The sequence below is a fragment of the Prauserella halophila genome (assembly GCF_024171895.1).
In the GTDB taxonomy this organism is placed as follows: Bacteria; Actinomycetota; Actinomycetes; order Mycobacteriales; family Pseudonocardiaceae; genus Prauserella; species Prauserella halophila.
Window position 1 is genome coordinate 11,149 of record NZ_JAMTCQ010000013.1, and the last position, 24,296, is coordinate 35,444.

Below are 24,296 nucleotides of genomic sequence, written 5' to 3' on the forward strand. Positions count from 1 at the left end.
ATGCAAGTTCAATACAGCCGGGGCGGCGGACGCCACACCATCGGATGAGGACCCGCCCGCGAACGGCCCACCGCGCAGCTGCTCGGCCGCGCAGCCTCAGCCGCGCAGGGTCGCTCCGAACCGCTCGGTGACCGCGGCGACCGCGGCGTCCCGCGCCTCGGTGGCCTCCTCGGCCGTGAGCGTCCGGTCGCTCGCCCGGAACCGCAGCTTGTACGCCAGCGACCGGTGACCCTCACCGACCTGCTCGCCCGTGTACAGGTCGAACAGCGCCACGTCCTCGAGCAGCTCCCCACCGCCTGCGCGCAACGCCGCGGCCACCTGCGCCGACGGCACCTCCGCGTCGACGACCAGCGCCACGTCGAGCAGCACCGGCGGGAACGCCGAGATGGACGGCGCCGGGCGCACCTCGCGCAGCGGCAGCCCGTCGAGATTCAGCTCCATCGCGACCGTGCGCTTCGGCAGTTCCAGCGCCTCGAGCACCTTCGGATGCAGCTCACCCGCATGGCCCACGGTCTCGCCGTCGGCGATCAACCGGGCGCAGCGGCCCGGGTGCCACGGCAGCGCGTCGGCCGCTTCGACGTCCAGTTCGGTCTTCGCCGCCGCGGCGACGAGCCGCGCCGCCTGGATCGCGTCGGCCCAGTTCGCCGGTTCACCCTTGCCCCACCAGCCGTCGCGCAGGCGCTGCCCGGCGAGCACCACGGCGACGTGCCGGGGCTGATCGGGCACAGCGGCTTCGAGCGCGGCGAGCTCGTCGTCGGCAGGCCGGCCGTCGACGCCGGGGTCCGGCGCGGCGGCCTGCTCCTCACCACCGAGCACGACCTGTCCGATGTGGAACAGCGACACGTCCCGCGTGCCCCGCGAGATGTTGCGCTGGACCATGTCGAGCAGCCCTGGCAGCAGCGTGGTCGTCAGCCGGTTCTTGTCGGCCTCGAGCGGGTTCCGCACCTCGACGGTGCGACGCCGCGCGTCGTCGGCGGGCAGGGCGAAGTCGTCCCACACCGACGCCGACACGAACGGGAACGGCAGCGCCTCGACGTAACCGGCCTCGGCCAGTGCCCGGGACACGGCACGCTCACGCTGCTGCGCCCCGGTCAGTCCGCGACCCGCGGGTGCGGGCGGCAGCTCGGACGGGATGCTGTCGTACCCCTCGAGCCGCAGCACCTCTTCGACCAGGTCGGCAGGCTGGGTCAGGTCGCTGCGCCAGCTCGGCGGCACGGCGTGCACGAGGGTGGTGCCGTCGTCGGCCGTGTCGACCGCGACCTTGCAGCCGATCTGCGTCAGCCTGCCGACGGTGACGCCGCGCTCGTAGCGCACGCCCGCGACCCGGTCCGGCAGGTTGATCGGCATCGTCACGGCAGGCGAGGGCTCCACCTCGCCGACCACGGAGCGACCCGGCTGGATACTGCCGTCGCCGTGCTGGCGCAGCAGCTTCGCGGCCCGCTCGACGGCGGCCTCGCACAACTGCGGATCGGTGAATCGCTCGAAACGCTTGGCCGCCTCGGAGAACAGTCGGTGCCTGCGCGCGGTGCGGCTGATCGACGCGGGATCCCAGTGCGCCGCCTCCAGCAGGACATCCGTGCTCTCGGTGCCGATCTCCGTGGTGGCACCGCCCATCGTGCCCGCGAGCGAGACGACACCGGTGTCGTCGGCGATCACCACGTCGTCCGGGTCGAGGGCGCGGTCGGCGTCGTCGAGCGTCGTGAGCTTCTCGCCCTCCTCGGCCCGGCGGACGACGAGGTCGCCCTTGATCGAGCCGGTGTCGAACGCGTGCAGCGGGTGGCCGAGTTCGAGCATCACGTAGTTCGTCACGTCGACCGCGAGCGAGATCGGCCGCATGCCCGCCAGCAGGAGGCGGCGGCGGATCCACCACGGCGTCGGCGCGCCGGCGTCGAGTCCGGTCACGCGGCGCAGCACGAACCGCGGGCAGCCGTCGGGATCCTCGACCCGTACGGGCCATGCCTCGCCCTCCGGCTCGGGCACGTCGAGCTTCGCCGGGTCACCGAACGGCACGTCCAGCGCACACGACAGTTCCCGCGCCAGCCCCCGCACCGACAGTGCATAGCCACGGTCCGGAGTCGGCGTCAGCTCGAGGACGGTGTCGTCGAGGTCGAGGATCTCGCGTGCGTCGTCGCCGGGCGAAGCCGTTCCCGGGGGCAGCACCAGGATGCCGGAGTGATCCTCTCCGATGCCGAGCTCCTTGGCCGAACAGATCATGCCCTGGCTGATGCGGCCGTAGGTCTCGCGCTCGGCGATCGTGAAGTCGCCGGGCAGCGTCGCGCCCGGCAGCGCGACGACGACGAGGTCTCCCTCGGCGAAGTTGCGGGCGCCGCAGACGATGCCGTTGGTACGCGGCTTCGGCAGCCCACCATCGACGGTGTCCTCACCGGCGCCCCCGTCCGCAGGCTCCGCGGCGACGTCACCGGCCGTGTCGGCAGCGGCCGTATCGACAGCGGTCCTGTCGGCAGCGGTCCTGTCCGAGGCGACGTCGGCGGCGTCGTCGATCTCGTCGGAGTCGGCCTCGCCGATCTCCACGCGGCAGTAGCGGATCGGCTTCTTGAACTCGGTCAGTTCCTCGACCTCGGCGACCCTGCCCACCACGAGCGGCCCGGCCACGTTGCCGACCTGTTCGACCGACTCGACCTCGACGCCGAGGTTCACGAACGCCTCGACGAGCGAGTCGGACGTGACTTCGTCATCGAGCTCGAGGTGTTCGGTCAACCAGCTGACGGGGACTCGCACTACGCCTCCTTGCTGCCGCGGTGCGGACGCATCCGGGTCCGGACCGCAGGATTACCGGAACGGTGGTGGGATCGGGCGCCGGCCACGGTCGGGTGCTCGGGTCCGGGGACGGCCATCAGGTTTCGGTCCCGAACGGCGCGGTGAACCGGACGTCGCCTTCCACCATGTCCCGCATGTCGGGGATACCGTTGCGGAACATCAGGGTCCGCTCCAGCCCCATCCCGAACGCGAAACCGGAATACACTTCGGGGTCGACACCGCACGCACGCAGCACGTTGGGGTTGACCATGCCGCAGCCGCCCCATTCGACCCAGCCTGCGCCGCCCTTCTTCTCCGGGAACCACACGTCCACCTCGGCGGACGGCTCGGTGAACGGGAAGAAGTGCGGACGGAACCGGGTTCCGGATTCCTCACCGAAGATCGCCTTCGCGAACGCGTCGAGCGTGCCCCGCAGGTTCGCCATCGTGAGTCCCTTGTCCACGGCAAGCCCTTCGACCTGGTGGAACACGGGCGTGTGCGTCGCGTCGAGCTCGTCGGTGCGGAACGTCCGGCCAGGGCACACGATGTAGACGGGCACGTCGCGGTGCAGCAACGTGCGTGCCTGCACCGGCGAGGTGTGGGTGCGCAGCACGAGGTTGGAGTCCTCTGCGCCCGCATGGAACGTGTCGGCCAGCTGCCGCGCCGGATGGTCCTTGCCGAAGTTCAGTGCGTCGAAGTTGAACCATTCGGCCTCGAGCTCGGGGCCTTCGGCGATCTCGTAGCCCATGCCGACGAAGACGTCGGCGATACGCTCGGCGATCGTCGTCACCGGGTGCCGGGCGCCGCGGGGAACCCGGTCCCACGGCAGCGTCACGTCGACGGCCTCCTCGGCGAGGACCTTCTCGTCCCGTTCCGCCTTGAGCACGGCCAGGCGTTCCTCGTAGGCCGTCTGCACCGCCTGCCGCGCCTCGTTCACCCGCTTGCCCGCGTCGGCCTTCTGCTCCTTGGGCAGCGATCCGAGCGCGCGCTTGGCCTGCGGCACGGGCGCCTGGTCGCCGAGATGAGCGGGCTTGACCGACGCCAGCTCGTCGAGATCTGCCGCCGCGGCGAAGGCCTGCTCGGCCGCGGTCACCGCCGCCTGCAACGTCTCGGGCGCGAGTGCCTCGCCCCCGCTGGCGGACTTCTTATCGCTGGCTTCGGACATGTCTCCTCGGCGCGTGAGCTGGTGAGATCGTCAGGACACGGGACATGCCCCGCGGCGTCTGCCGACGCCTCATCGGATTCTAAGTGACCGGCCGTGCCCTGCTGCCGGTCACCCTCAGTGGGCGCGGACCCGCAACCGGGCGGCGGTCATCCCCCGCGGATCACGCGGGCGTACAGGCACACCGCGGCGGCGGTGGCGAGGTTCAAGCTCTCGGCGTTGCCGGAGATCGGGACGCGGACCGTCTCGTCGGCGGCGCCTGCCACCTCGGCGGGCAGGCCGTGGGCCTCGTTGCCGAACAGCCATGCGATCGGGCCGTCGAGCGAGACACCGGTCAGGTCCTGTTCGGCGTCGCTCTCCGTGGCGATCGTCCGCAGGCCCGCACGGCCGCAGGCGTCGAGGACGGCGGCCGGGTCCCGCTCGCGCGCGACGGGCAGGTGGAACAGGCTTCCGGTGGAGGCGCGCACGCACTTGCCGTTGTGCACGTCGACGGTGTCCCCCGCGAAGACGACGGCGTCGGCACCGGCGGCGTCGGCCACGCGCAGCACGGTGCCGGCGTTACCGGGGTCGGCGATGCCGCACAGCACCGCCACCAGCCGTGGCTGCCCGCTGAGCGCCTCGTCGAGCGGCACCGTCACGGCGTCGCACACCGCGACCAGTCCCTGCGGCGAGACGGTCTCGGACAGCAGTTCGGCGGCGCGGCTGTCGATCAGCGACACGCGCGGTGCCCCGGCGACGAGGTCGGCGTGCCGCTCGGCCGCCGTCTCGGTGACGAACAGCTCGTGCACCCGCCCGAAGCGCAGGGCCTCGCGCACGGCCTGGGCACCTTCGACGAGGAAGCGTCCGGCGTCGTCGCGGCCCGGCTTCGTGGTCAGGCGCCGAGCAGCAACGACCCGGGGCGTCTTGTGTGTGAACACGGTGACAGCCCCGGGTCGTGTCGTGTGCGCGGTCAGGCCGACTTCTTCTCGTCGGTGTTGACGTGCTGCTTGGCCACCTCGGCCAGCGAGGCGAAGGCCTCGGCGTCGTTCACGGCGAGTTCGGCCAGGATCTTGCGGTCCACCTCGACACCGGCGGCCTTCAGGCCCTGGACGAGCCGGTTGTAGGTGATGCCGTTCTGGCGGGCCGCCGCGTTGATCCGGGTGATCCACAGCTGGCGGAAGTCACCCTTGCGGGCACGGCGGTCCCGGTACGAGTACTGGAACGAGTGGAGCGTCTGCTCCTTGGCCTTGCGGTACAGCCGCGAACGCTGGCCACGGTAGCCGCTGGCCATGTCTAGTGTTGCGCGACGCTTCTTCTGGGCGTTCACCGCCCGCTTGACGCGTGCCACGGATCCATCCTGTCGTTCAGGGGGCGCAGGGGGCGCCCCGGGTGGTTACGGCGGGTGCGAAAAGGTCAGCGACCGAGGAGCCGCTTGACGCGAGGCACGTCGGAGGCGTCGACGTCGGTCGTGCCCTCGAGGCGACGGGTGAGCTTCGTCGGCTTGCTCTCCATCAGGTGTCGGCGGCCGACCCGCTGGCGACGAAGCTTGCCCTTGCCCGTCACACGGACGCGCTTGGCCGTCCCCTTGTGCGTCTTGTTCTTCGGCATTCTTCCCTCTTTCGAACGGCAGCACGCCGGCTCGCGGCGTGCTGCACACGTGGCCGCCCGGCAACGTTCGTGTCGCCGCCGGGCGAGCTGCCGTGATCGGGGCCGGTCAGGACTCGGCGCCCTCGGCTTCCTTCGTCGCCTTCGACTTGGTCTTCGTCTTCTTGTGCGGGGCCAGCACCATGATCATGTTGCGGCCGTCCTGCTTCGGCTTCGACTCGATGAAGGCGAGGTCCGACACGTCGTCGGCAAGCCTCTCCAGCAGCCGGAATCCCAGCTCCGGGCGGGACTGCTCGCGACCGCGGAACATGATCGTGACCTTGACCTTGTTGCCCTGAGCGAGGAAGCGGGACACGTGCCCCTTCTTCGTCTCGTAGTCGTGCGGGTCGATCTTCGGCCGCAGCTTCTGTTCCTTGATGACAGTCATCTGCTGGTTGCGGCGCGATTCACGAGCCTTCTGCGCGGACTCGTACTTGAACTTTCCGTAGTCCATGAGCCGGGCTACCGGCGGCCGCGCCTGCGGCGCCACCTCGACGAGGTCGAGGTCGGCTTCCTCGGCGAGCCGGAGCGCGTCCTCGATGCGGACGATGCCGACCTGCTCGCCGTTCGGTCCCACGAGACGAACCTCGGGGACTCGGATGCGCTCATTGATGCGCGTCTCGGAGCTGATGGGGCCTCCTTGGTCCAAGTGTCGCTGGTTCTCGTTCGACCCTGGTGCCCACAGTGCCCACATACCACGGGCCCCGGTCACCGGTACTCCGAGTACCACGGTGAGGGGCCCATCAATCCGATCACGGTCCGCAGCAGTGCTGCGAGACGTTCCGCGCATTCACCGGACGGCGAATACTGCGGGACCGGACCCGGCCGCCTTTCGCATGGCGGCGACTCGGGTGGGAGCGGGGCTCCACTTGCGGCCCCCGATCGCTCGGGAGCTGGTCGCACATGGAAGGGTAGCAGACGTGGTCGACGACTCTTTCAACACACCGGATACCGGCGATAATCCCGTGGCCGGAGCGGCTGAAGCGGCCCGAGCGGCCGGAGCCACGGACGTGACCGACGCCGTGCGGGAGCTCGACGAGATCCCGAGTGTCGAGGTGATCAGCCGCGCCGCAGTGATGCTGCTGTCGGCGGCGGCCGAACGACTCGGCCTCTCCGACGAGGACCCCGAGGGCAGCCCACGCCGTGACCTGGACGAGGCCCGCAGGCTCATCACCGCGCTGGCCGGCCTGATCACCGCGTCGGCCGAGTACCTCGGCGTGCACGCCGCTCCCCTGCGGGACGGCCTGCAGTCGCTGCAGAAGGCCTTCCGCGAGGCGTCCGCCGTACCCGACGCCCCCGGCCAGGGACCCGGCGAGAAGTACACCGGCCCCGTCCACTGACCCGCACTCGGCCCCGTCCACTGACCCGCACTCGGCCGTGGCCGCCTCGGCCGGGGCGGCCACGGTGTCGGTGTCGCACCCGCGACGAATCGGAAACACCCCCGATGGACCTGTCCTCCCCCGCTGCCGCCGCGACCCGGGAACGGCTGCGCGCCCGATTCGGGGCCACCGCCGAGACGTGGTGGTCGGGGTTGCGGGAGCGGCTCGACGCGCTGACCGCCGACTGGGAACTGGAGCTGGGCGAGCCGGTGGGCAGCGGCAACACATCCCTGGTCGTGCGGTGTCACGTCGGAACCCGCCCGGCGATCCTCAAGCTCACCCCCGACGCGGCGATCGCCGGGACGGAGGCAGCGGCACTCCGCGTCTGGCAACCGTCGGGCCGGGTCCCGGCGGTGTACGCCGAGGCCGACGGCGCACTGCTGCTCGAGGCGATCCCGTCGGAAACGACGCTCGCCGACGCCGCAGAAGACGCTGCGCTCCGGGACGTCGCCGCGCTGATCCGTGCCCTCCACGACACGACGCCCGAGCAGGCGATCCCCACGCAGCACGACACCACGCCGCACGGCACAGCGTGGCACGACCCAGTGCAGCATGACCCGGCGCAGCACGGCACGGCGCAGCACGACACAGAGCAGTACGACACAGAGCAGCACGACACAGCGGATGCCCGCTTCCGCCCACAGGCCGAGCGCACGGAGCTGTTGTTCGACCTGTGGCGGCGGCGCGGCCACGACGACGCCGAGTACGTCGCGGCGCTCGATCGTGGGCAGGCACTCGCGGCGGAGCTCGCCGCGAGTACGCCACGGGGCGCGCTCGTCCACGGCGACCTCCACCCCGGCAACGTCCTGGCCGGAGGTGGGCGGGGACTGGTCGCGATCGACCCGCGGCCGTGCCTGGGCGATCCGGCGTCCGACGCGATCGACTGGGTCGTCCGCGACGATCCCGCGCGCTGGCGCACCACTGCCGGCGAACTCGCCGAGCTGATCGACGCCGACGCCGACCGGTTGTGGGCGTGGTGCCGCGCGTTCGCGGCCCGGCTGGCGGCCACCGACGGCGATGCCGCCCGCCGTCAGGCCTTCCGCGGCATCGCCGTGTAACGCACCTCGGGCCTGCCGACGCCGCCGTAGTGCGGCTTGCGCCGGGCCAGTCCGTTGTCGGCCAGATACTCCAGGTACCGGCGCGCGGTGACTCTCGCGACGCCGACGGCGTCGGCCACCGCGGCCGCCGACATGCCGTCCCCGTCCCCGTCGCCGCCGTCCCCGTCTCCGTCTCCGTCCGCGCCGTCGTCGTCGGAGGTTCCCCCGCACCCGTCGCGCACGGACTCGGCGAGCACGGCGGAGATCGCCTCGAAGGTCTCCCCGCTCATGCCCTTCGGCAGCGCGACGTGCTCCGTGGTGCGCAGCGTCGCGAGCATCCGGTCGACCTCATCCTGCCCGTCGACCTCGCCGGACCGGGCGGCACTGTCGCGGTACCGCACATAGCTCTCGAGCTTGCCTCGCAGCGCCGCGAACGTGAACGGCTTCAGCAGGTACTGCACCACGCCCGCGGACACGGCGGCCCGCACGACGCCCAGGTCACGGGCCGACGTGACGGCGATGACGTCGACGGTGTTGCCCTCGGCCCGCAGGGTGCGGCATACGGCGAGGCCGTGGGTGTCGGGCAGGTAGAAGTCCAGCAGCACGAGGTCGACGGGATGCGTCCGGCAGAACCGCACCGTCTCGGTGCCGGAACGGACGACGCCTGCGACCGTGAAACCGGGAATCCGCTCGACGTAGGCACGATGCGCGTCGGCCGCGACCGGGTCGTCCTCCACCACCAGCACCGCAATCATCCTGGCGCGCAGCCTACCGGGCGTCACCGCAGGCGGCCGTCTCCACTCGGGTCACCAGGAACGTCCCCGGACGGACGACCTGCCAGCGGAAGCCGAACGGTGAACACCGCTCCGTCGTCGCTGTCGACGTCGAGGGTGCCGCCGTGCCGACGCACCGTCTGGCCCACGAGCGCCAGACCCAGCCCGCGACCGCCCGCGGCCCCGCCCGGCTTGGTGGACCAGCCACGCCGGAAGATGCCCGGCACGCCGTCCGGCTCGACGCCCGCTCCACTGTCGGCGACCCGCAACAGCAGCTCGGTCTCGTCGGCGCGAACGGTGACGGCGACCCGCGGCGCACGCTCGGCCGCATTCTCGACGACCGCGTCGACGGCATTGTCGATCAGGTTTCCCAGGATCGTGATGAGGTCCCGGGCCGGCACCGTGGGCGCGGTGTCGTCCATCGAGCTGTCGGGCGTCAGCGTGAGCTCGGCACCGCGTTCGTCGGCCTCACTGGACTTGCCCAGCAGCAGCGCTGCCAGCACCGGTTCGGCGACCGCGCCGACGACCCGGTCGGTCAACTGCTGTGCCGTGTCCAGTTCCGCCGTCGCCAGTTCCACGGCCTCGTCGGTCCTGCCGAGTTCGACGAGCGAGACCACGGCGTGCAGCCGGTTGGCCGACTCGTGAGCCTGGGAACGCAGCGATTCGGCGAACCCGCGCACGGTGTCGAGCTCGCCGGTGAGCGACTGCAGCTCGGTGTGGTCGCGGAGCGTCACGACGTTGCCCATCGCCCGGTCACGCGAGTGCACCGGCACCGTGTTCACCAGCAGCACCCGCGTGTCGGTGACGTGCAGTTCGTCGGTGGCGGGCTCGCGCGACGTGAACGTGCCGGTGAGGTCGGCGGCGAGTCCCAGATCGGCCACCCGCGTGCCCGCGGGATCGGCAGCCAGGCCCAGCAGATCACGCGCCGCGTCGTTGCACAGCACCACGTTCCCGTCCCGGCCGACGAGCACCAACCCTTCCCGCACCGACCGCAGGATCGCCTCGTAGTACTCGAACATCGACGACAGCTCCGCCGGGGCGACGCCACGGGTCTGCCGGGCGAGCCGCCTGCTGACGAGATAACTGCCCGCGCCGCCGACCAGCAGGACGCCGCCTGCCACCAGCGCCACGACCACGAGCCGCCCGGCGAGCTCGTGCGACAGGGCCTCCACCGTGAGGCCGACGGCGACCAGCGCCACGATCCCGCCGTCGTCGTCGCGCACCGGAGCGACCGCTCGCACCGAAGGGCCGAGCGTGCCGGCGTAGGTCTCGGTGAACAACCTGCCCCGCAGCGCCGGTTCGACCGTCCCGATGAACGGCTCGCCGATGCGCTGCGGGTCCGGATGGCTGAACCGCGTGCGGTCCGGCGCCATGATCGTGACGAAGTCGACGCCGGTGTCGGCACGGACCTGCTCGGCGAACGGCTGCAGCCTGCGGCTCGGTTCCGGGCCGCCGACGGCCGCAGGCACGACCGGGGAATCGGCCAGCGTCGCCGCAACCGACGTCACTTCTTCCGTCGCCGCGTCCTCGGTCGCCTCCGACGCGTCGACGTAGGCCAGGACGGCGCCGACCGTGACCAGAACGGCCACCACGGCCAGCTGCAGCACCAGCAGCTGCCGCGCCAGACTCCATTTCCCGGACCGCACGGCCGATCGAACACGCACGACCGCCATGAGACCAGGCGGCGACGAACGAAATGAACACAAGGTGGACCTCACTCACTGCGGCACCGATAGTCGCCGTCGATCCAGCGGTGAATTCGTGACGGTCCCGCACACCCACGACCACGTCGTCAGGCGGGCACGTCACGGCCTCATCGCAGGCGATAACCCGTGAGGAGGCAACGTTGCCTGAACCGTCCACGACCGAGCCCACCGAGCAGGCGCCACGACGCCGCGACAGGATGCACTACCTGTACATCTTCGTGATCGTTGCCGTACTGCTGGGCATCATCGTCGGTTTCGCATTTCCCGACGTGGCCGCGAATCTGAAACCGCTCGGCAGCGGCTTCGTCGATCTGATCAAGATGATGATCAGCCCGATCATCTTCTGCACCATCGTGCTGGGCATCGGCTCGGTCGCGAAAGCCGCGAGCGTCGGCAAGGTCGGGATACTGGCCGTCGGCTACTTCCTGCTGATGTCGACCTTCGCGCTCGGCATCGGCCTGGTCGTCGGCAACATCCTGCACCCCGGCGAGGGCATGCGACTGGAACAGGACGCCGTGTCCGAGGTACAGAACCAGGCCTCCGACGGCGGCGAGAGCACCGCCGATTTCCTGCTCGGCATCATCCCCGAGTCCATGGTGTCCGCTTTCACGGACGGCTCGGTGCTGCAAACGCTTCTCGTCGCGCTGCTGGTCGGCTTCGCCCTCCAGAAGATGGGGAATGCCGGTAAACCGGTGCTGCGGGGTATCGAGCACATCCAGCGGCTCGTGTTCCGGGTCCTCGGCATGATCATGTGGGTCGCCCCGGTCGGCGCGTTCGGCGCGATCGCCGCGGTGGTCGGCGAGACCGGCTGGGACGCGCTGCGCAGCCTGGCCGTGATCATGATCGGGTTCTACCTGACCTGCCTGGTGTTCATCTTCGGCGTGCTCGGCGTCGTGCTGTGGTTCGGCGCCCGGGTGAACATCTTCCGGCTGCTCGCCTACCTGGGCCGCGAGTTCCTGCTGATCGTGTCGACGTCGTCGTCCGAGTCGGCGCTGCCGCGGCTCATCGCGAAGATGGAACATCTCGGCGTGTCGAAACCGGTCGTCGGGATCACTGTGCCGACGGGGTACTCGTTCAACCTCGACGGCACCGCGATCTACCTGACGATGGCCACCCTGTTCATCGCGACGGCGCAGGGCAGCCCGCTCTCGATCGGCGAGCAGATCTCCCTGCTGGTGTTCATGATCATCGCCTCGAAGGGTGCAGCGGGCGTGTCCGGCGCGGGCATCGCGACACTCGCGGGCGGCCTGCAGGCCCACCGGCCCGAGCTGGTCGACGGTGTCGGGTTCATCCTCGGCATCGACCGGTTCATGTCGGAGGCGCGTGCGCTGACGAACTTCGCGGGCAACGCCGTGGCCACCGTCCTCATCGGCTCGGTGACCAAGGGGCTCGACCGCGAACAGCTGCATCGGGTACTCACGAAGCAGGACCCGTTCAACGAGGCGACGCTGGTCGACGACCACGCCTCGTCCGACTCGGCAGACCCGGGCGAGGCGAGCGACTCGGGCGATTCGGGTTCGGGTAGGCCGGAATCCGGCGAGTCGGGCCCCGCGCAGCAGGGCAAGCAGCCCGCGACGGTCTGATCCGCGCGACCGCCCGGCCCGCGTGCGCCCCATCCGTGGCGCACGCGGGCTCGGCACGTCGGCCGGCGCCGTCAGGTCCCGGTGGCACTCAGGTGGGCCCGTAGGCCGCGCAGGCCGCGGCGCATCATCAGCGCGTGGTTGAGCCGGAACACCGGATGAGCCACCGGAGACAGGCTCCGCAGCACCGGCTTGCGCGCGACGACCTGCTGCCGGATGTCCAACCGCGTGCGGCTGCCGCCGGGCACGAGCTGTCCGGTGAGTGTGCCCTCCAGATCACCCGACAGGGCCACCGCCACCCGGCCCGCGGACGCGTTCTCCTCGACGCGCGTCATGCGTAACCGCAACGCCAGCGGCAGACTCGCACAACAGACGAGTTCGGCCGTGTCGTCGTCCACTTTGGTCACCGACCGCACGTCCGGCCACCAGTCCGGGTAACCGGCGAGGTCGACCAGTGCCGCGAAGACGGCGTCCGACGGCGACGGCACCAGCCACGTGGTGCGGAACAGATAGCGATTCAGCGGCACGTCCCGCATTGTCCGGCACCCCCGGGCGCGGCGTCGGTGGACCGGTGGAACTGTGGATCACCGATCGACGAACGGTGCGAGGAATCGGCCCGTGTAGCTGTCCGGATCGGCGGCGACGTCCTCGGGGGTGCCCTCCGCGACGACGCTGCCGCCCCCGTGCCCACCTTCCGGGCCCATGTCGATGACCCAGTCCGAGGTCTTGATGACGTCGAGGTTGTGCTCGATGACGATCACCGTGTTGCCCTTGTCGACCAGCCCCTGCGCCACGTCGAGCAGTCGGCTGATGTCCTCGAAGTGCAGGCCCGTCGTGGGTTCGTCGAGGATGTAGACCGTCTGGCCGGTGGAGCGCTTCTGCAGTTCGCTGGCGAGTTTGACGCGCTGGGCCTCGCCACCGGACAGCGTCGGGGCGGGCTGGCCGAGCCGTACGTACCCGAGTCCGACATCGACGAGGGTCGACAGGTACCGGTGGATGGGCTTGATCGGCTCGAAGAACTCCGCGGCGTCCTCGATCGGCATGTCGAGGACCTCGGCGACCGTCTTGCCCTTGTAGTGCACCTCGAGGGTCTCGCGGTTGTACCGGGCGCCCTTGCACACTTCGCACGGCACGTAAACGTCCGGCAGGAAGTTCATCTCGATCTTCAGCGTTCCGTCACCCGCGCACGCCTCGCACCGGCCGCCCTTGACGTTGAACGAGAACCGGCCGGCCTGATAGCCGCGGACCTTGGCCTCGGTCGTCTCGGCGAACAGTTTGCGCAGCCGGTCCCACACACCGGTGTAGGTCGCGGGGTTGGAGCGCGGGGTGCGGCCGATCGGCGACTGGTCCACGCGGACGAGCTTGTCCACGTTCGCCAGTCCGTTGACGCGGGTGTGCCTGCCGGGCACCTGACGGGCGTTGTTGAGCTTGTTCGCCAGCACGGTCGCCAGGATCTCGTTCACGAGCGTCGACTTGCCCGACCCGGACACGCCCGTCACGGAGATCAACGTGCCGAGCGGGAACGACACGTCGATACCGCGCAGGTTGTGCTCTCGCGCGCCGACGACCGTCAGCTGGCGCTTCTTGTTCATCGGTCGCCGGATGTCCGGCACCGGGATCTCCTTGCGGCCCGCGAGGTAGTCGCCGGTGAGGGACTTCTTGCTCTTGACCAGCTTCGAGTACGGCCCGCTGTGGACGACCCGGCCGCCGCGCTCGCCTGCGCCGGGACCGAAGTCGACCACCCAGTCGCTGGCCTTGATGGTGTCCTCGTCGTGCTCGACGACGATGAGGGTGTTGCCGAGGTCGCGCAGCCTGCTGAGCGTGTCGATCAACCGCTGGTTGTCGCGCTGGTGCAGCCCGATGGACGGTTCGTCCAGCACGTACAGCACACCGACGAGGCCGGAACCGATCTGGGTGGCCAGCCGGATGCGCTGGGCCTCGCCACCGGACAGCGTGCCGGCGCCGCGGTCGAGCGAGAGGTAGTCGAGGCCGACGTCGAGCAGGAAGTGCAGCCGGGCCTGGATCTCCTTGAGCACCGCTCCGGCGATCATCGCCTGACGTTCGCCCAGCACGAGACCGTCCAGGAACTCCGAGGACTCGGACACCGACAGGGCGCAGACGTCCGCGATCGACCGCTCGCCGTACTCGCCGTGTTCGAGGGTCACGGCCAGGATCTCCGGTTTGAGTCGCGTGCCCTGACAGGACGGGCACGGCACCTCGCGCATGTAGCCCTCGTAGCGCTCACGCGTGTGCTCGGACTCGGTCTGTTCGTGCCGCCGTTCGAGGAACGGGATGACGCCTTCGAAGTTGGCGTAGTAGCTGCGCCGCCTGCCGTACCGGTTGCGGTACTGCACGTGGACCTGCTCGTCGACGCCGTAGAGCACGGCCTTCTGCACCTTGGCCGGCAGCTTGCGCCACGGCGTGTCCATGCGGAAACCCATGGCCTCCGACAGCGACGTCAGGAGGCGTTCGAAGTAGTCGGCGTTCTGCCCGCCGCTCCACGGCTGGATCGCACCGTCGCCGAGCGGAAGGTCCTCGTCCGGGACGATCAGCTCGGGGTCGACCTCCTTGCGGACGCCGATGCCGGTGCAGTCGGGGCAGGCACCGTAGGGCGAGTTGAACGAGAACGACCGGGGCTCGAGGTCCTCGACGCTGAGGGCGTGCCCGTTCGGGCAGGCGAGGTTCTCGGAGAACCCGCGGATCCGGTGCGGGTCGTCCTCGGGCAGGTCGACGAACTCCAGCTCGACGAGCCCGTCGGCCAGCCGCAGCGCGGTTTCCACCGAGTCGGTGAGCCGCTGCTTGGCGCTCGGCTTGACCTTGAGCCGGTCGACGACGACGCCGATGTCGTGCTTCTCCTGCTTCTTCAGCTTCGGCGGCTCGGTCAGCGAGTACACCGTGCCGTCCACGCGGGCCCGCGCGTAGCCCTGCTGCTGGAGGTTGGAGAACAGATCGACGTACTCGCCCTTGCGGCCGCGCACCACCGGCGCGAGCACCTGGAAGCGCACGTCTGCCTCCATGTCCAGCACCTGGTCGACGATCTGCTGCGGGGTCTGCTTGCTGATCGCCTCGCCGCACTGCGGGCAGTGCGCCTTGCCGGCGCGCGCGTACAGCAGGCGCAGGTAGTCGTAGACCTCCGTGATCGTGCCGACCGTCGACCGCGGGTTCCGTGACGTGGACTTCTGGTCGATCGACACCGCGGGCGAGAGGCCTTCGATGAAGTCGACGTCCGGCTTGTCCATCTGTCCGAGGAACTGCCGCGCGTAGGCCGACAGCGATTCGACGTAGCGGCGCTGCCCCTCCGCGAAGATCGTGTCGAACGCCAGACTCGACTTGCCGGACCCGGACAGTCCCGTGAACACGATGAAGCTGTCTCGCGGCAGGTCGATGTCGATGCCGCGCAGGTTGTGCTCGCGGGCGCCGCGGATTACAAGACTGTCAGCCACCGGCGATGGTCCCTTCACTGGTGCATGGCGGTGCGGGCCGAACAACCGGGCCCGCGTCACGCGAGGTCGGGCGCGGGGCGAGCAGCACGCGGGCCCCGGCGCCTCCATGCTAGGTCGGACCCCTGACAGAACCGGCGCCGCCGTCACCCGCCGCCTTCATCGGTCGCAGTCACGTGCGCGTGACCGCGACCGTGTCACCGGCCCCGCCGGGCTCGCCGGAACCCGCACCGGCCTCCGCGGTGGTGCTCACACCGCCGCCCGTGCGGCCGCCGATGTCCCCGTCCTGACGACGTCCGGTCTGCCGCCTCCTCGACGGTCCCAGCAACCGGTACAGCGGACGTTCCACGAGAACGGTCAGCGCCCACGCCGCCAGCACGATCGCCGTCACGACCAGGCCCATGCGGAGCCACCACGGCTCGATCTCCATGCCGGTGAGCACCCGCGCGACGACGTAGCCGAGCTTCTGGTGCACGAGGTAGATGCCGAAGCTGATCCCGGCCAGCCACGAGATCGGCCTCCGCAGCAACCCCAGCATCCGATCCCAATCCGGCCCCCGCGCTGCCAGGCACATCAGCCCGAGCATCACCCCGAGACAGGTGACGATCAGCCACTGCGGCTCACTCGACCGGAAGAGCTGGAGCCCCAGAACCGCCGACAGCACCGCGGCGAGGTTCGGCCCGGCGAGCCGCCGCTGCGACCACAGCCAGATCGCCGCACCGGCCGCGAACAGGTGCGCGAAGTACAGGCCCGTCGCCGTCGGCACGACCCGGGCGATCCCGCTCAGCACCGGCGAGACGGCGGACACGGCGACCACACCCCACACCGCGACCGCGGGCCGGAACCGGTGGGCCCAGTGGCGGCGCCAGTACCAGCACAGCAGCGCCGCCGTGGCGAACGCGGCGACCTGCACCGGCAGCGTCCAGTACGACGCGTCGATCCGGCGGTGCATGTTCCCCGTCCACTCCTGCACGAGCAGCAGGTTCCGGACCAGGTCGCCCGCCCCCGGCAGGTACCACGGGCCGTCCTCCTCACCGTTGAAGATCGGCGCGACGATCCGCAGGACGAGGAACGTGACCAGCAACGCGACCACGTAGGCCGGCAGGATGCGCGCCAACCGGGAGTGCAGCCACCGGCCCGCGCTCAGCTTCCGCAGGGTCGGCCCCATGAAGTAGCCCGACAGGACGAGCAGGGTGAACGTGCCGAACGGCAGCCGCAGCGACACCGGATACGCCTCGATGTCGGGGATCAGCGCGGCCCCGCCGGTGACGTGGCCCGCGACGACGAACGTGATCGCGACGACCCGGATGACGTCCCAGCTCATGCGCCGATTCGTGGTGCCGGTCCGGCCCGGTGCCGCTGCCGTCACGTCGCTCCCCCTCCGAGTTCGCCCGCCCGCCCGTCGCGGCAACGTGGTCCGGACCGGGGACTGTAGCGACGGTGCCCGTCGCCTCCGAGCGCGGGCACGTAATACGGTGTGGAACGTGAACGTCGTCGAGTCCTACACCGGTCATGTCGAACCCGGCGGAGATGCCGCCCGCCGCACCCTCGAGGCGCTGACCGTCACGAAACTGTCGGTCGGCCCCATGGACAACAACGCGTACCTGTTGGTGTGCCGGGCGACGAACGAAGCGCTGCTGGTCGACGCCGCCAACGACCCCGAGCGTCTCTCGGACCTCATCGGCCACGCCGAGGATCGGCCGACCCTGCGCACGATCGTCACCACGCACCAGCACGGCGACCACTGGCAGGCGCTCGGTGCGGTCGCGGGCGCCAACGGGGCCTACACCGCGGCGCACCCCGCCGACGCCGGTCCGCTGCCTGTGCCACCGGACCACCTCGTCGAGCACGGCGACACACTGTCGGTCGGCGACTCGACCCTCGAGGTCATCCACCTGCGCGGGCACACTCCCGGCTCGATCGCGCTGCTGTACCGCGACCCGGCGGGGCACCCGCACCTGTTCACCGGCGACTCGCTGTTCCCCGGCGGCGTGGGCAAGACGAACTCGGCGGAGGAGTTCCGCTCACTGCTCGACGACGTCGAGACGCGGGTGTTCGGCGAGCTGCCGGACGAGACGTGGTTCTACCCGGGGCACGGTGACGACTCCACCCTCGGCGCCCAGCGCTCGAAGCTGCCGGAGTGGCGCGAACGCGGCTGGTGAGCCGAGGGCCGGCCGTCAGTCGCGGCGGATGCGCGCCAGCCATGCGGGCAGGTCGACGACCGTGCCCGGTTCGACACCGAGCGGCCCGGCATCGGTTCCCTTGGCCACCGCACGGTAGCGGTGTGACGTCAGCTCCTCGACCGTCCAGCCGTCGGCGAACGCCTCCCGGATCGCCGCAGCGCTGATCCTCGGCCCGAAACCGGGCTCGTCGCTGTCCGCGAGCGCCAGTACGTGCACCACCCCGCCGGGTCGCGTGATCCGGTGCAGCACGTCGGCGTACCGCCGCTGGTCCCCGGGCTCGAAGACATGAAACAAGGCGCTGTCGACGACGGTGTCGAACGGGACGCCGACGTCCTCGCCGAGCTCCCGGTCCAGTTCGAACGCATCCGCGACGCGGAACGCCGCGTCGGCCCGGGAGCCGAAGCCGCGGGAACGGGCGAGCTCACGCGCCCGTTCCACGGCGTGCGGCGCGAAATCGATGCCCAGCACGTCGTAACCCCGGCCTGCCAACAACATCGTGTGTTCCCCGGCCCCGCACCCGGCGTCGAGCACCCTGCCGCCGATCCGGCCGTCCCGTTCCAGTGCCACGACCGCGGGTTGCGGCTGGTCGATCACCCAGGGCGCGCCACCCCCGGTGTAGGACTCGTCGAAGCTGCGCTGCGCCGCGGTGTCGGTCATCGCTGTACCTCTTCCTCCGAAGCCGGATCGGCGGTCTGTGCCGGATCGTCGGCCGGTGCAGGGCCGTCCGGCGGTGCAGGGTCAGTCGCGGCGGATGCGTGCCAGCCACGCGGGCAGATCCACCAGACCACCCGGCCGGACACCGAGTGCGTCGGCGTGTTCCTGCGAATGGGCCACCGCGCGATAGCGAGAACTCGCCAGTTCCTCGACCGTCCAGCCGTCGGCGAACGCCTCCCGGATCGCCGCAGCGCTGATCCTCGGCCCGAACCCGGGCTCGTCGCTGTCCGCGAGCGCGAGGAGATGCACCGTCGCGCCCGAGCGCGTGACCCGGTGCAGCGCCTCCGCGTAGCGGAGCCGGTCCTCGGCGCCGAAGACGTGGAACAGGGCGCTGTCGATGACCGTGTCGAATGCGGCACCGAGGTCGCCGTCCCGTGTCCCGTCCCCGAGCACCAGGGCGTCGGCGACGTCGAACGCGGCCTGGACGCCCCGTTCGGCCGCCGTACGGCGGGCGAGCTCCACGGCCGCATCCGAGAAATCGATGCCGAGCACGTCGTAACCGCGCGCTGCAAGGTGGATCGTGTGCTCGCCGGCGCCGCAACCGGCGTCGAGCACCCGGCGGGCGATCCGGCCCGTCCGCTCCAGCTCCAGGATCGCGGGCTGCGACCGGCCGATCACCCAGCCCGCCGTTCCCTCCGCGTAGGCACTGTCGAAGGTCTCCCGTCCGACCGTTTCCGTCATGGACGCTCCTGTCCGGTTGCTGTCTGGTCCGATTGCTGGGTGGTGGCGTGGGCGGTTGCCGGGTGGCCCGACTTCCGGGTACGCGATGGCCGTACCGAGCGGCCGTTCCGATGGCGAGGTTCCGGCCGGTCGTCCCGGCCGGCCTCCAGCGTGCAACTTCGAGCGCACTCGAGGTCAAGTCCGGCCGCATCGCGCACGTCGTGGGAACGGCGCCCGACTTCCGGTGGTTGTCGGCCCGTGACCCTGCGGCCAGCCTGATCACATGCGGATCACACGTCGAACACTCAGCGTGACCACCGGACTGTTGTTACTGCTCGCCACGGCGGCGCCCGCGGGTGCCCAGGGCCCGACGACGGGCGCGAACCCGGCGGCTCCCGACCGTGGCGTCTACGAGATCACCCCCGACGCGGCCGACCGGGATGCGATCTCCCGGTCGGGCGTTGACGTGCTCGGCTCCCGCGGCGGCACGCTCGCCGTCGTCGCCGACCCGGCACAGGCCTCGCAGCTGCGCGGAACGGGGGTCGAGCTCACCACGATCGGCGACTTCGACGCTCTGCTCGCCGAGCGCAACCCGGCCCCCTCGGAGGCAAGGGCCGCCGCGGACGAGTTCCCCGCGGGAGACGAGGGCTTCCACACCTATTCCGAGCTGACCACGGAGCTCGAGGATGCAGCGGCCGACCATCCGGACATCACGCAGCTCTCGGACGTCGGCAGCAGTCACGAGGGCCGCACGATCCCGCTCCTGAAGATCAGCGGCGATGCGGCACGGGACGCCGACGAGCCGGAGGTCCTGTTCACCTGCAACCAGCACGCCCGCGAACACCTGACCACGGAGATGTGCCTGCGCATCGTCGAGCGCTTCACCGACGACTACGGCACGGACCGGACGGTCACCGATTTCGTCGACAGCCGCGAGATCTACGTCATCCCGACGGTCAACCCGGACGGCTCCGAGCACGACATCGAGGGTGGCCAGTACCAGGGCTGGCGGAAGAACCGGCAAGGACGGGGCACCGATCTCAACCGCAACTGGGGTTACAAGTGGGGCTGCTGCGGCGGATCCAGCGGCTACCCGGGCTCCGAGACCTACCGCGGCGAGGCGGCGTTCTCCGCGCCCGAGACGGCGGCCGTGCGCGACTTCGTCGACTCCCGCGTCGTCGACGGCGAACAGCAGATCGAGGGCCACATCGACTTCCACACCTACGGTGAACTGGTGCTGTGGCCGTTCGGGCACACCACCGACGACGTCACCGAGGACATGACCGAACAGCAGGCGCAGCGGTTCCGGGACGTGGGCCGGGAGCTGGCAGACAGCAACGGCTACACCCCGCAACAGTCCAGCGATCTCTACGTCACCGACGGCGACGTCAACGGCTGGATGTGGGGCGAGCACCGGATCCTGAGCTTCACGTTCGAGATGTATCCGGCCGACGGCTCCGGCCTCGACGGGTTCTATCCCGACGACGAGGACATCGCGCCGGAGACCGAGCGCAACGACGAAGCCGTCGACATCCTCCTGCGCGAGGCGGGCGCGTAACCGGTGCGAACGGGCCGGTGGGCCGGCGGACCGACGTCCGCCGGCCCACCGCGTGTCCTGCACTCGGCACCGCTGTTCTGAATGCGCGGCTCGGTGAGCGTCGGCCGATTTGGGCGCACGAATGCGCACGGCCGTGTTAACATGGGCGCATGACCAGTGCGACGACAGCGTTGGAGGATGTCCTCGCCCGCACCGGGCTCAAGGTGGACGCCACCGAGTTCCTGGCACTCATCGAGCAGGCCGCCCGCCGCCTGTCCCCCGGCGACCCGGACCCGGCACACTTCTTCTCCGGCGAACAACGCGCCGTCCTCGGCGACGTCGGCCTCGACCTGTCGGCGACCCGCGCGGACGAGCCCGACCCGCGCGCGAACGCCGTCGCCACCCGGGCCGTGTTCGCCGATTCCGCACTGACCGTCACCGAGGCGGCCGCGCGACTCGGCGTCGACGACAGCCGCATCCGCCATCGCCTCAAGCAGCACCGGCTCACCGGCTGGAAGGGACACGGCGGATGGCGGCTGCCCGCGTGGCAGTTCTCCGCCGACGGTGCCGTGCCCGGCCTCGATGTCGTACTGCACGCCGTACCCGACGACCAGCCCGCACTGGTGGTCGCCGGATTCATGACCACGCCGCAGCCCGACCTGCCGATCCACGACACGCCGGCGACACCGCGCGACTGGCTACTCGCGGGCGGCGACCCTGCGCGCGTGGCCGAACTGGCCGCTACCCTCGGAACACCCGCCTGACGCCCGGCGCCCGGCGGCGCCCGTTCCCCGACCCGTCCGCCCCGACCGCGCACCGAGGAGCACGTCGGCACAGCCATGGCACGGTTACCCCTGCCTCCACCGGGCGAGGTCCTGCGGCAGCACCTCCGCCCCGATGAGGACATCGTCGCGGTCCATCCGGCCACGCGGCTCGTGCGCGTCTTCGCCGCGCGCGGCAACCATCCGCAGCGCTGGGACACGTTCCGCCGCACCGGGCCGATCGCCCACGCCCGGTTCGAACCGCAGCCGGCCGCACCCACGCCGTCGCATCAGCCCGATCACGGTGTCCTCTACTTCGGACTGTCGGTACGTACCAGCATCGCCGAGGTCTTCCAGACGACGTCCACAGTCGACCGCACGACGCGTGGTCCTCACCTCGTGGTCGTCCGGCCGTCCCGCACGCTGCGACTGCTCGACCTGTCCGGCCTGTGGCCGACCCGGCTCGGTGCGTCGCAGGAGATCTCCAGCGGACCGAAGAAGGTCACCCAGGCGTGGGCGCGCGCGATCCGCACCGAGCTGCCGGATCTCGACGGGCTCTGGTACCGGTCGTCGATGGACGGGGGCGAGCCCGCGGTGTGCCTGTGGGATCCGCCTGCGGGCTCGGCGCTGCCCGCGTCACCGGACATCCTGCTCGGGCTCGACCACCCGGGCCTGGACGTACCGCTGGCCCGGGTGTGCCGCGAACTGGGCTACGTGCTGCTCGACCAGTGATCCGCCCGTGATCGCCGAGCGCGACGGGATCGCGCCCGGTATCGGTGCTGTGCGTTGACCGACCGGTCAACTACGGTTACGGTCCCCGCCATGGGCAGGACCGGCGGCACCCGCGAGCGGATCGTCCGCACCTCCGCCCGGCTGTTGCTGTCCCGCAGTTACGGCTCGGTGAGCGTGGACGACGTGTGCACGGCGGCCGACGTGCGCAAGGGCAGCTTCTACCACTTCTTCCCCTCGAAGGCCGAGCTGGCGAAGGCCGTCGTCGACCTGCACACGGAAGCCCTGCTCGACCGGCTCTCGGCCGCACCCGGCGCGTCCGCGGCGGAGCGGCTCCACGGAGTCGCCGACGCGCTGGGAACCATCCAGACCGGGTTCGAATCCACGTTCGGCCGAGTGGTGGGCTGTCCGTTCGGCAACCTCGCGGCCGAATTGTCCACAGTGGACGACACGTTGCGCGACCATCTGGCCTCGGCCTTCGCGCGATGGGAACGGGAATTCGCGGCGATCTGCCACCGGGCACAGGACGACGGCGTACTGCGCGACGGTGTCGACCCCGACCGCCTGGCACACTCGCTGCTCGCCCACGCCCAGGGCCAGATCCTGCTGGCGAAGGTCGGCGGTCACTCGGCGGCCGAGGTCGCCGCGATGCTGCACGACCTCATCGACGTACACCTGCACGAAGGGGCCGTATGACAGTGCAGTCCGAGCAGCCCGAGGTGGACTTCCACTTCGACCCGATGTGCCCGTTCGCCTATCACACCTCGCGTTGGATCCGGGAGGTCCGCGCGCACACCGGACTGACCGTCAACTGGCGGTTCTTCAGCCTGGAAGAGGTCAACCGGTTCGAGGGCAAGAAGCACCCGTGGGAGCGGTCGTGGTCGTACGGCTGGTCCCTGATGCGCATCGCCGCACTGCTGCGCCGCCGCGACCCCGCGCTGCTCGACGCCTGGTACGCGAGGATCGGCCGGGAGCTCCACCTCGACGGCGGCACACCGCACGAACCGGAGACGGCACGGCGGCTGCTCACCGAGATCGGCGCTGACGCCGCGCTGCTGGACGAGGCGCTCGCGGACCCGTCCACCCATGAGGACATCAAGGCGGACCACCAGCGCGTGCTCGACGCGGGCGGCTTCGGCGTACCCACATTGTTCTTCCCCGACGGGCAGTGCCTGTTCGGCCCGGTGCTGGTCGACCCGCCCTCCGGTGCCGCCGCCGTACGACTCTGGGACGTCGTCACCGGCATGCTGGAGTTCCCGCACGTCTACGAGTTGCAGCGACCCAAGGCCCCGGGCGACCAGCAAGCCGTCGCGGAGGCACTCGCCCCGTACCTGCGGGGCAGGGACTGGAAGAGCGTCGACAGAGGACAGATCATCGAACTCGGAGACGAACGGGAGACCACCTCGTGACCACGACGACCGGCTTCGACAAGGACACGATCACCGGGGCGCTCGCCACGCAGTGGGAGTCGCTGGACACGCTACTGGCATCGCTGCCCGCAGCGGCCTGGGACGAACCGAGCACGCTGCCCGGCTGGACCGTGCGCGACGTCGTCGCGCACGTCATCGGCACCGAGGCGTCGCTGCTCGGCGAGCAGGCGCCGGACCCGGACATCGACGTGACCGAGCTGGCCCACGTCCGCAACGACGTCGCCGCGTTCAACGAACGCTGGGTGCAGTCCATGCGGGACCGGGACCCACAGCGCATGCTCGACCGGTTCCGCGATGTCATCTCCCGCCGCGGTGTTGCGCTGCAGGCAATGACGCAGGACGACTTCGACGCGCCCTCGTGGACGCCGGTGGGACACGCCACCTACGGCCGGTTCATGCGCATCCGGATCTTCGACACCTGGCTGCACGAGCAGGACATCCGCGACGTGGTCGGCCTGCCCGGACACGAGGACGGCCCGTGCGCCGAGCAATCGCTCGACGAACTCACCGAATCGCTCGGCTTCGTCATCGGCAAGCGGGCGGGCGCTCCGGACGGTGCCGGCGTGACCCTGGAGCTCACCGGACCATTGCGGCGCACCGTGCACGTCGCCGTCGACGGCAGGGCCTCCGTGGTCCCCGAACTCCCCGGTCCGGCGACCACCACGCTGCGGCTGAACTCGGGACTGTTCGCGCGGCTCGCCGGTGGCCGCGTCGCCGCCGCGGACCGGCTGTCCGATGTGGAGTACTCCGGCGACACGGAGCTCGGCAGGCGGATCGCGGGCAACCTGGCCTTCACCATCTGACCCGCCGGGTCCCGCCGACCGC

The 24,296-nt window shown here is 70.7% G+C and carries 23 protein-coding genes; 10 read left to right on the top strand and 13 right to left on the bottom strand.

The genetic code is table 11. The features are described 5' to 3' along the window. Nucleotides 1-96: 96 nt before the first annotated feature. From pheT to infC, 6 genes are all read right to left on the bottom strand, one after another. A complete protein-coding gene (pheT, locus tag LY41_RS19370) occupies nucleotides 97-2,739 on the bottom strand; it encodes a phenylalanine--tRNA ligase subunit beta (protein ID WP_253865609.1) in 2,643 nt (880 codons plus the stop codon). Between the two features lie 115 nt (nucleotides 2,740-2,854). After that, nucleotides 2,855-3,922, bottom strand: coding sequence for a phenylalanine--tRNA ligase subunit alpha (gene pheS / locus LY41_RS19375; protein ID WP_253865610.1), 1,068 nt, complete (start codon nucleotides 3,920-3,922; stop codon nucleotides 2,855-2,857). Nucleotides 3,923-4,068: 146 nt separating this feature from the next. Beyond that, nucleotides 4,069-4,836, bottom strand: coding sequence for a TrmH family RNA methyltransferase (locus LY41_RS19380; protein ID WP_253865611.1), 768 nt, complete (start codon nucleotides 4,834-4,836; stop codon nucleotides 4,069-4,071). 32 nt (nucleotides 4,837-4,868) lie between these two features. After that, nucleotides 4,869-5,246: a 50S ribosomal protein L20 gene (gene rplT, locus LY41_RS19385; protein ID WP_253865612.1), complete on the bottom strand. Its 378-nt coding sequence runs from the start codon at nucleotides 5,244-5,246 to the stop codon at nucleotides 4,869-4,871. A 65-nt stretch (nucleotides 5,247-5,311) separates the two neighbouring features. Continuing rightward, entirely contained in the window at nucleotides 5,312-5,506 is a 195-nt protein-coding gene (rpmI, locus tag LY41_RS19390; RefSeq protein WP_253865613.1) for a 50S ribosomal protein L35, read from the bottom strand. 106 nt (nucleotides 5,507-5,612) lie between these two features. Further along, nucleotides 5,613-6,236 carry a translation initiation factor IF-3 gene (gene infC, locus LY41_RS19395; RefSeq protein ID WP_253865882.1) on the bottom strand — a complete coding sequence of 208 codons (624 nt, stop codon included), beginning with the start codon at nucleotides 6,234-6,236 and terminating at the stop codon, nucleotides 5,613-5,615. Between the two features lie 271 nt (nucleotides 6,237-6,507). On the opposite strand from infC, the gene LY41_RS19400 reads away from it, so the two are divergent. After that, on the top strand, nucleotides 6,508-6,882 hold the full coding sequence (locus LY41_RS19400; protein WP_253865614.1) for a DUF1844 domain-containing protein: 375 nt from the start codon (nucleotides 6,508-6,510) through the stop codon (nucleotides 6,880-6,882). Between the two features lie 104 nt (nucleotides 6,883-6,986). Then, entirely contained in the window at nucleotides 6,987-7,979 is a 993-nt protein-coding gene (locus LY41_RS19405; protein ID WP_253865615.1) for an aminoglycoside phosphotransferase family protein, read from the top strand. Here LY41_RS19405 and LY41_RS19410 read toward each other — a convergent pair. Both LY41_RS19410 and LY41_RS19415 read right to left on the bottom strand, forming a co-directional pair. Then, nucleotides 7,952-8,713 carry a response regulator gene (locus tag LY41_RS19410; RefSeq protein ID WP_253865616.1) on the bottom strand — a complete coding sequence of 254 codons (762 nt, stop codon included), beginning with the start codon at nucleotides 8,711-8,713 and terminating at the stop codon, nucleotides 7,952-7,954. The genes LY41_RS19405 and LY41_RS19410 overlap by 28 nt on opposite strands. Nucleotides 8,714-8,736: 23 nt before the next feature. After that, entirely contained in the window at nucleotides 8,737-10,404 is a 1,668-nt protein-coding gene (locus LY41_RS19415) for a sensor histidine kinase (protein WP_372493324.1), read from the bottom strand. Between the two features lie 230 nt (nucleotides 10,405-10,634). On the opposite strand from LY41_RS19415, the gene LY41_RS19420 reads away from it, so the two are divergent. Then, nucleotides 10,635-12,020: a cation:dicarboxylate symporter family transporter gene (locus tag LY41_RS19420; protein WP_253865883.1), complete on the top strand. Its 1,386-nt coding sequence runs from the start codon at nucleotides 10,635-10,637 to the stop codon at nucleotides 12,018-12,020. A 71-nt stretch (nucleotides 12,021-12,091) separates the two neighbouring features. Here the strand turns inward: LY41_RS19420 and LY41_RS19425 are convergent, their stop codons facing one another. The 3 genes from LY41_RS19425 to LY41_RS19435 form a co-directional block, all read right to left on the bottom strand. After that, nucleotides 12,092-12,544 carry an SRPBCC family protein gene (locus LY41_RS19425; protein WP_253865618.1) on the bottom strand — a complete coding sequence of 151 codons (453 nt, stop codon included), beginning with the start codon at nucleotides 12,542-12,544 and terminating at the stop codon, nucleotides 12,092-12,094. A 57-nt stretch (nucleotides 12,545-12,601) separates the two neighbouring features. After that, nucleotides 12,602-15,460 (bottom strand): excinuclease ABC subunit UvrA, encoded by a 2,859-nt coding sequence (gene uvrA / locus LY41_RS19430; protein ID WP_253865619.1) that lies wholly within the window; start codon nucleotides 15,458-15,460, stop codon nucleotides 12,602-12,604. A 169-nt stretch (nucleotides 15,461-15,629) separates the two neighbouring features. Continuing rightward, nucleotides 15,630-16,781 (bottom strand): acyltransferase family protein, encoded by a 1,152-nt coding sequence (locus LY41_RS19435; RefSeq protein WP_253865620.1) that lies wholly within the window; start codon nucleotides 16,779-16,781, stop codon nucleotides 15,630-15,632. Nucleotides 16,782-16,941: 160 nt separating this feature from the next. Here LY41_RS19435 and LY41_RS19440 point away from each other — a divergent pair, with 160 nt between their 5' ends. Next, the gene (locus LY41_RS19440; RefSeq protein ID WP_253865621.1) at nucleotides 16,942-17,619 is read left to right on the top strand and encodes an MBL fold metallo-hydrolase; all 678 of its coding nucleotides are present in this window, start codon (nucleotides 16,942-16,944) and stop codon (nucleotides 17,617-17,619) included. A gap of 15 nt (nucleotides 17,620-17,634) precedes the next feature. Here LY41_RS19440 and LY41_RS19445 read toward each other — a convergent pair whose 3' ends face one another. Continuing rightward, nucleotides 17,635-18,297 carry a class I SAM-dependent methyltransferase gene (locus LY41_RS19445; protein ID WP_253865622.1) on the bottom strand — a complete coding sequence of 221 codons (663 nt, stop codon included), beginning with the start codon at nucleotides 18,295-18,297 and terminating at the stop codon, nucleotides 17,635-17,637. Nucleotides 18,298-18,378: 81 nt separating this feature from the next. Further along, entirely contained in the window at nucleotides 18,379-19,035 is a 657-nt protein-coding gene (locus LY41_RS19450) for a class I SAM-dependent methyltransferase (RefSeq protein WP_253865623.1), read from the bottom strand. A 262-nt stretch (nucleotides 19,036-19,297) separates the two neighbouring features. On the opposite strand from LY41_RS19450, the gene LY41_RS19455 reads away from it, so the two are divergent. The 6 genes from LY41_RS19455 to LY41_RS19480 all read left to right on the top strand — a co-directional run bounded on the left by LY41_RS19455 (nucleotide 19,298) and on the right by LY41_RS19480 (nucleotide 24,274). Next, nucleotides 19,298-20,572 (top strand): M14 family metallopeptidase, encoded by a 1,275-nt coding sequence (locus tag LY41_RS19455; protein ID WP_253865624.1) that lies wholly within the window; start codon nucleotides 19,298-19,300, stop codon nucleotides 20,570-20,572. 149 nt (nucleotides 20,573-20,721) lie between these two features. Next, a complete protein-coding gene (locus LY41_RS19460; RefSeq protein ID WP_253865625.1) occupies nucleotides 20,722-21,315 on the top strand; it encodes a helix-turn-helix domain-containing protein in 594 nt (197 codons plus the stop codon). Between the two features lie 75 nt (nucleotides 21,316-21,390). After that, nucleotides 21,391-22,044, top strand: a complete 654-nt coding sequence (locus LY41_RS19465; RefSeq protein WP_253865626.1) for an RES family NAD+ phosphorylase — start codon at nucleotides 21,391-21,393, stop codon at nucleotides 22,042-22,044. A gap of 90 nt (nucleotides 22,045-22,134) precedes the next feature. Then, a complete protein-coding gene (locus LY41_RS19470; RefSeq protein ID WP_253865627.1) occupies nucleotides 22,135-22,737 on the top strand; it encodes a TetR/AcrR family transcriptional regulator in 603 nt (200 codons plus the stop codon). Next, nucleotides 22,734-23,450 (top strand): mycothiol-dependent nitroreductase Rv2466c family protein, encoded by a 717-nt coding sequence (locus LY41_RS19475; protein ID WP_253865628.1) that lies wholly within the window; start codon nucleotides 22,734-22,736, stop codon nucleotides 23,448-23,450. The genes LY41_RS19470 and LY41_RS19475 overlap by 4 nt, the downstream gene beginning before the upstream one ends. Beyond that, the gene (locus LY41_RS19480; RefSeq protein WP_253865629.1) at nucleotides 23,447-24,274 is read left to right on the top strand and encodes a maleylpyruvate isomerase family mycothiol-dependent enzyme; all 828 of its coding nucleotides are present in this window, start codon (nucleotides 23,447-23,449) and stop codon (nucleotides 24,272-24,274) included. Before LY41_RS19475 ends, LY41_RS19480 begins: the two co-directional genes overlap by 4 nt. Nucleotides 24,275-24,296: the final 22 nt, after the last annotated feature.

Coding starts and splice junctions, on each gene's coding strand:
- LY41_RS19460 (WP_253865625.1), top strand. CDS start 20,722: ATGACCAGTGCGACGACAGCGTTGGAGGATGTCCTCGCCCGCACCGGG.
- LY41_RS19465 (WP_253865626.1), top strand. CDS start 21,391: ATGGCACGGTTACCCCTGCCTCCACCGGGCGAGGTCCTGCGGCAGCAC.
- LY41_RS19420 (WP_253865883.1), top strand. CDS start 10,635: ATGCACTACCTGTACATCTTCGTGATCGTTGCCGTACTGCTGGGCATC.
- LY41_RS19470 (WP_253865627.1), top strand. CDS start 22,135: ATGGGCAGGACCGGCGGCACCCGCGAGCGGATCGTCCGCACCTCCGCC.
- LY41_RS19450 (WP_253865623.1), bottom strand. CDS start 19,035: ATGACGGAAACGGTCGGACGGGAGACCTTCGACAGTGCCTACGCGGAG.
- LY41_RS19475 (WP_253865628.1), top strand. CDS start 22,734: ATGACAGTGCAGTCCGAGCAGCCCGAGGTGGACTTCCACTTCGACCCG.
- LY41_RS19455 (WP_253865624.1), top strand. CDS start 19,298: ATGCGGATCACACGTCGAACACTCAGCGTGACCACCGGACTGTTGTTA.
- LY41_RS19435 (WP_253865620.1), bottom strand. CDS start 16,781: ATGAGCTGGGACGTCATCCGGGTCGTCGCGATCACGTTCGTCGTCGCG.
- LY41_RS19405 (WP_253865615.1), top strand. CDS start 6,987: ATGGACCTGTCCTCCCCCGCTGCCGCCGCGACCCGGGAACGGCTGCGC.
- LY41_RS19445 (WP_253865622.1), bottom strand. CDS start 18,297: ATGACCGACACCGCGGCGCAGCGCAGCTTCGACGAGTCCTACACCGGG.
- pheS (WP_253865610.1), bottom strand. CDS start 3,922: ATGTCCGAAGCCAGCGATAAGAAGTCCGCCAGCGGGGGCGAGGCACTC.
- LY41_RS19415 (WP_372493324.1), bottom strand. CDS start 10,404: ATGGCGGTCGTGCGTGTTCGATCGGCCGTGCGGTCCGGGAAATGGAGT.
- rpmI (WP_253865613.1), bottom strand. CDS start 5,506: ATGCCGAAGAACAAGACGCACAAGGGGACGGCCAAGCGCGTCCGTGTG.
- LY41_RS19410 (WP_253865616.1), bottom strand. CDS start 8,713: ATGATTGCGGTGCTGGTGGTGGAGGACGACCCGGTCGCGGCCGACGCG.
- infC (WP_253865882.1), bottom strand. CDS start 6,236: ATGTGGGCACTGTGGGCACCAGGGTCGAACGAGAACCAGCGACACTTG.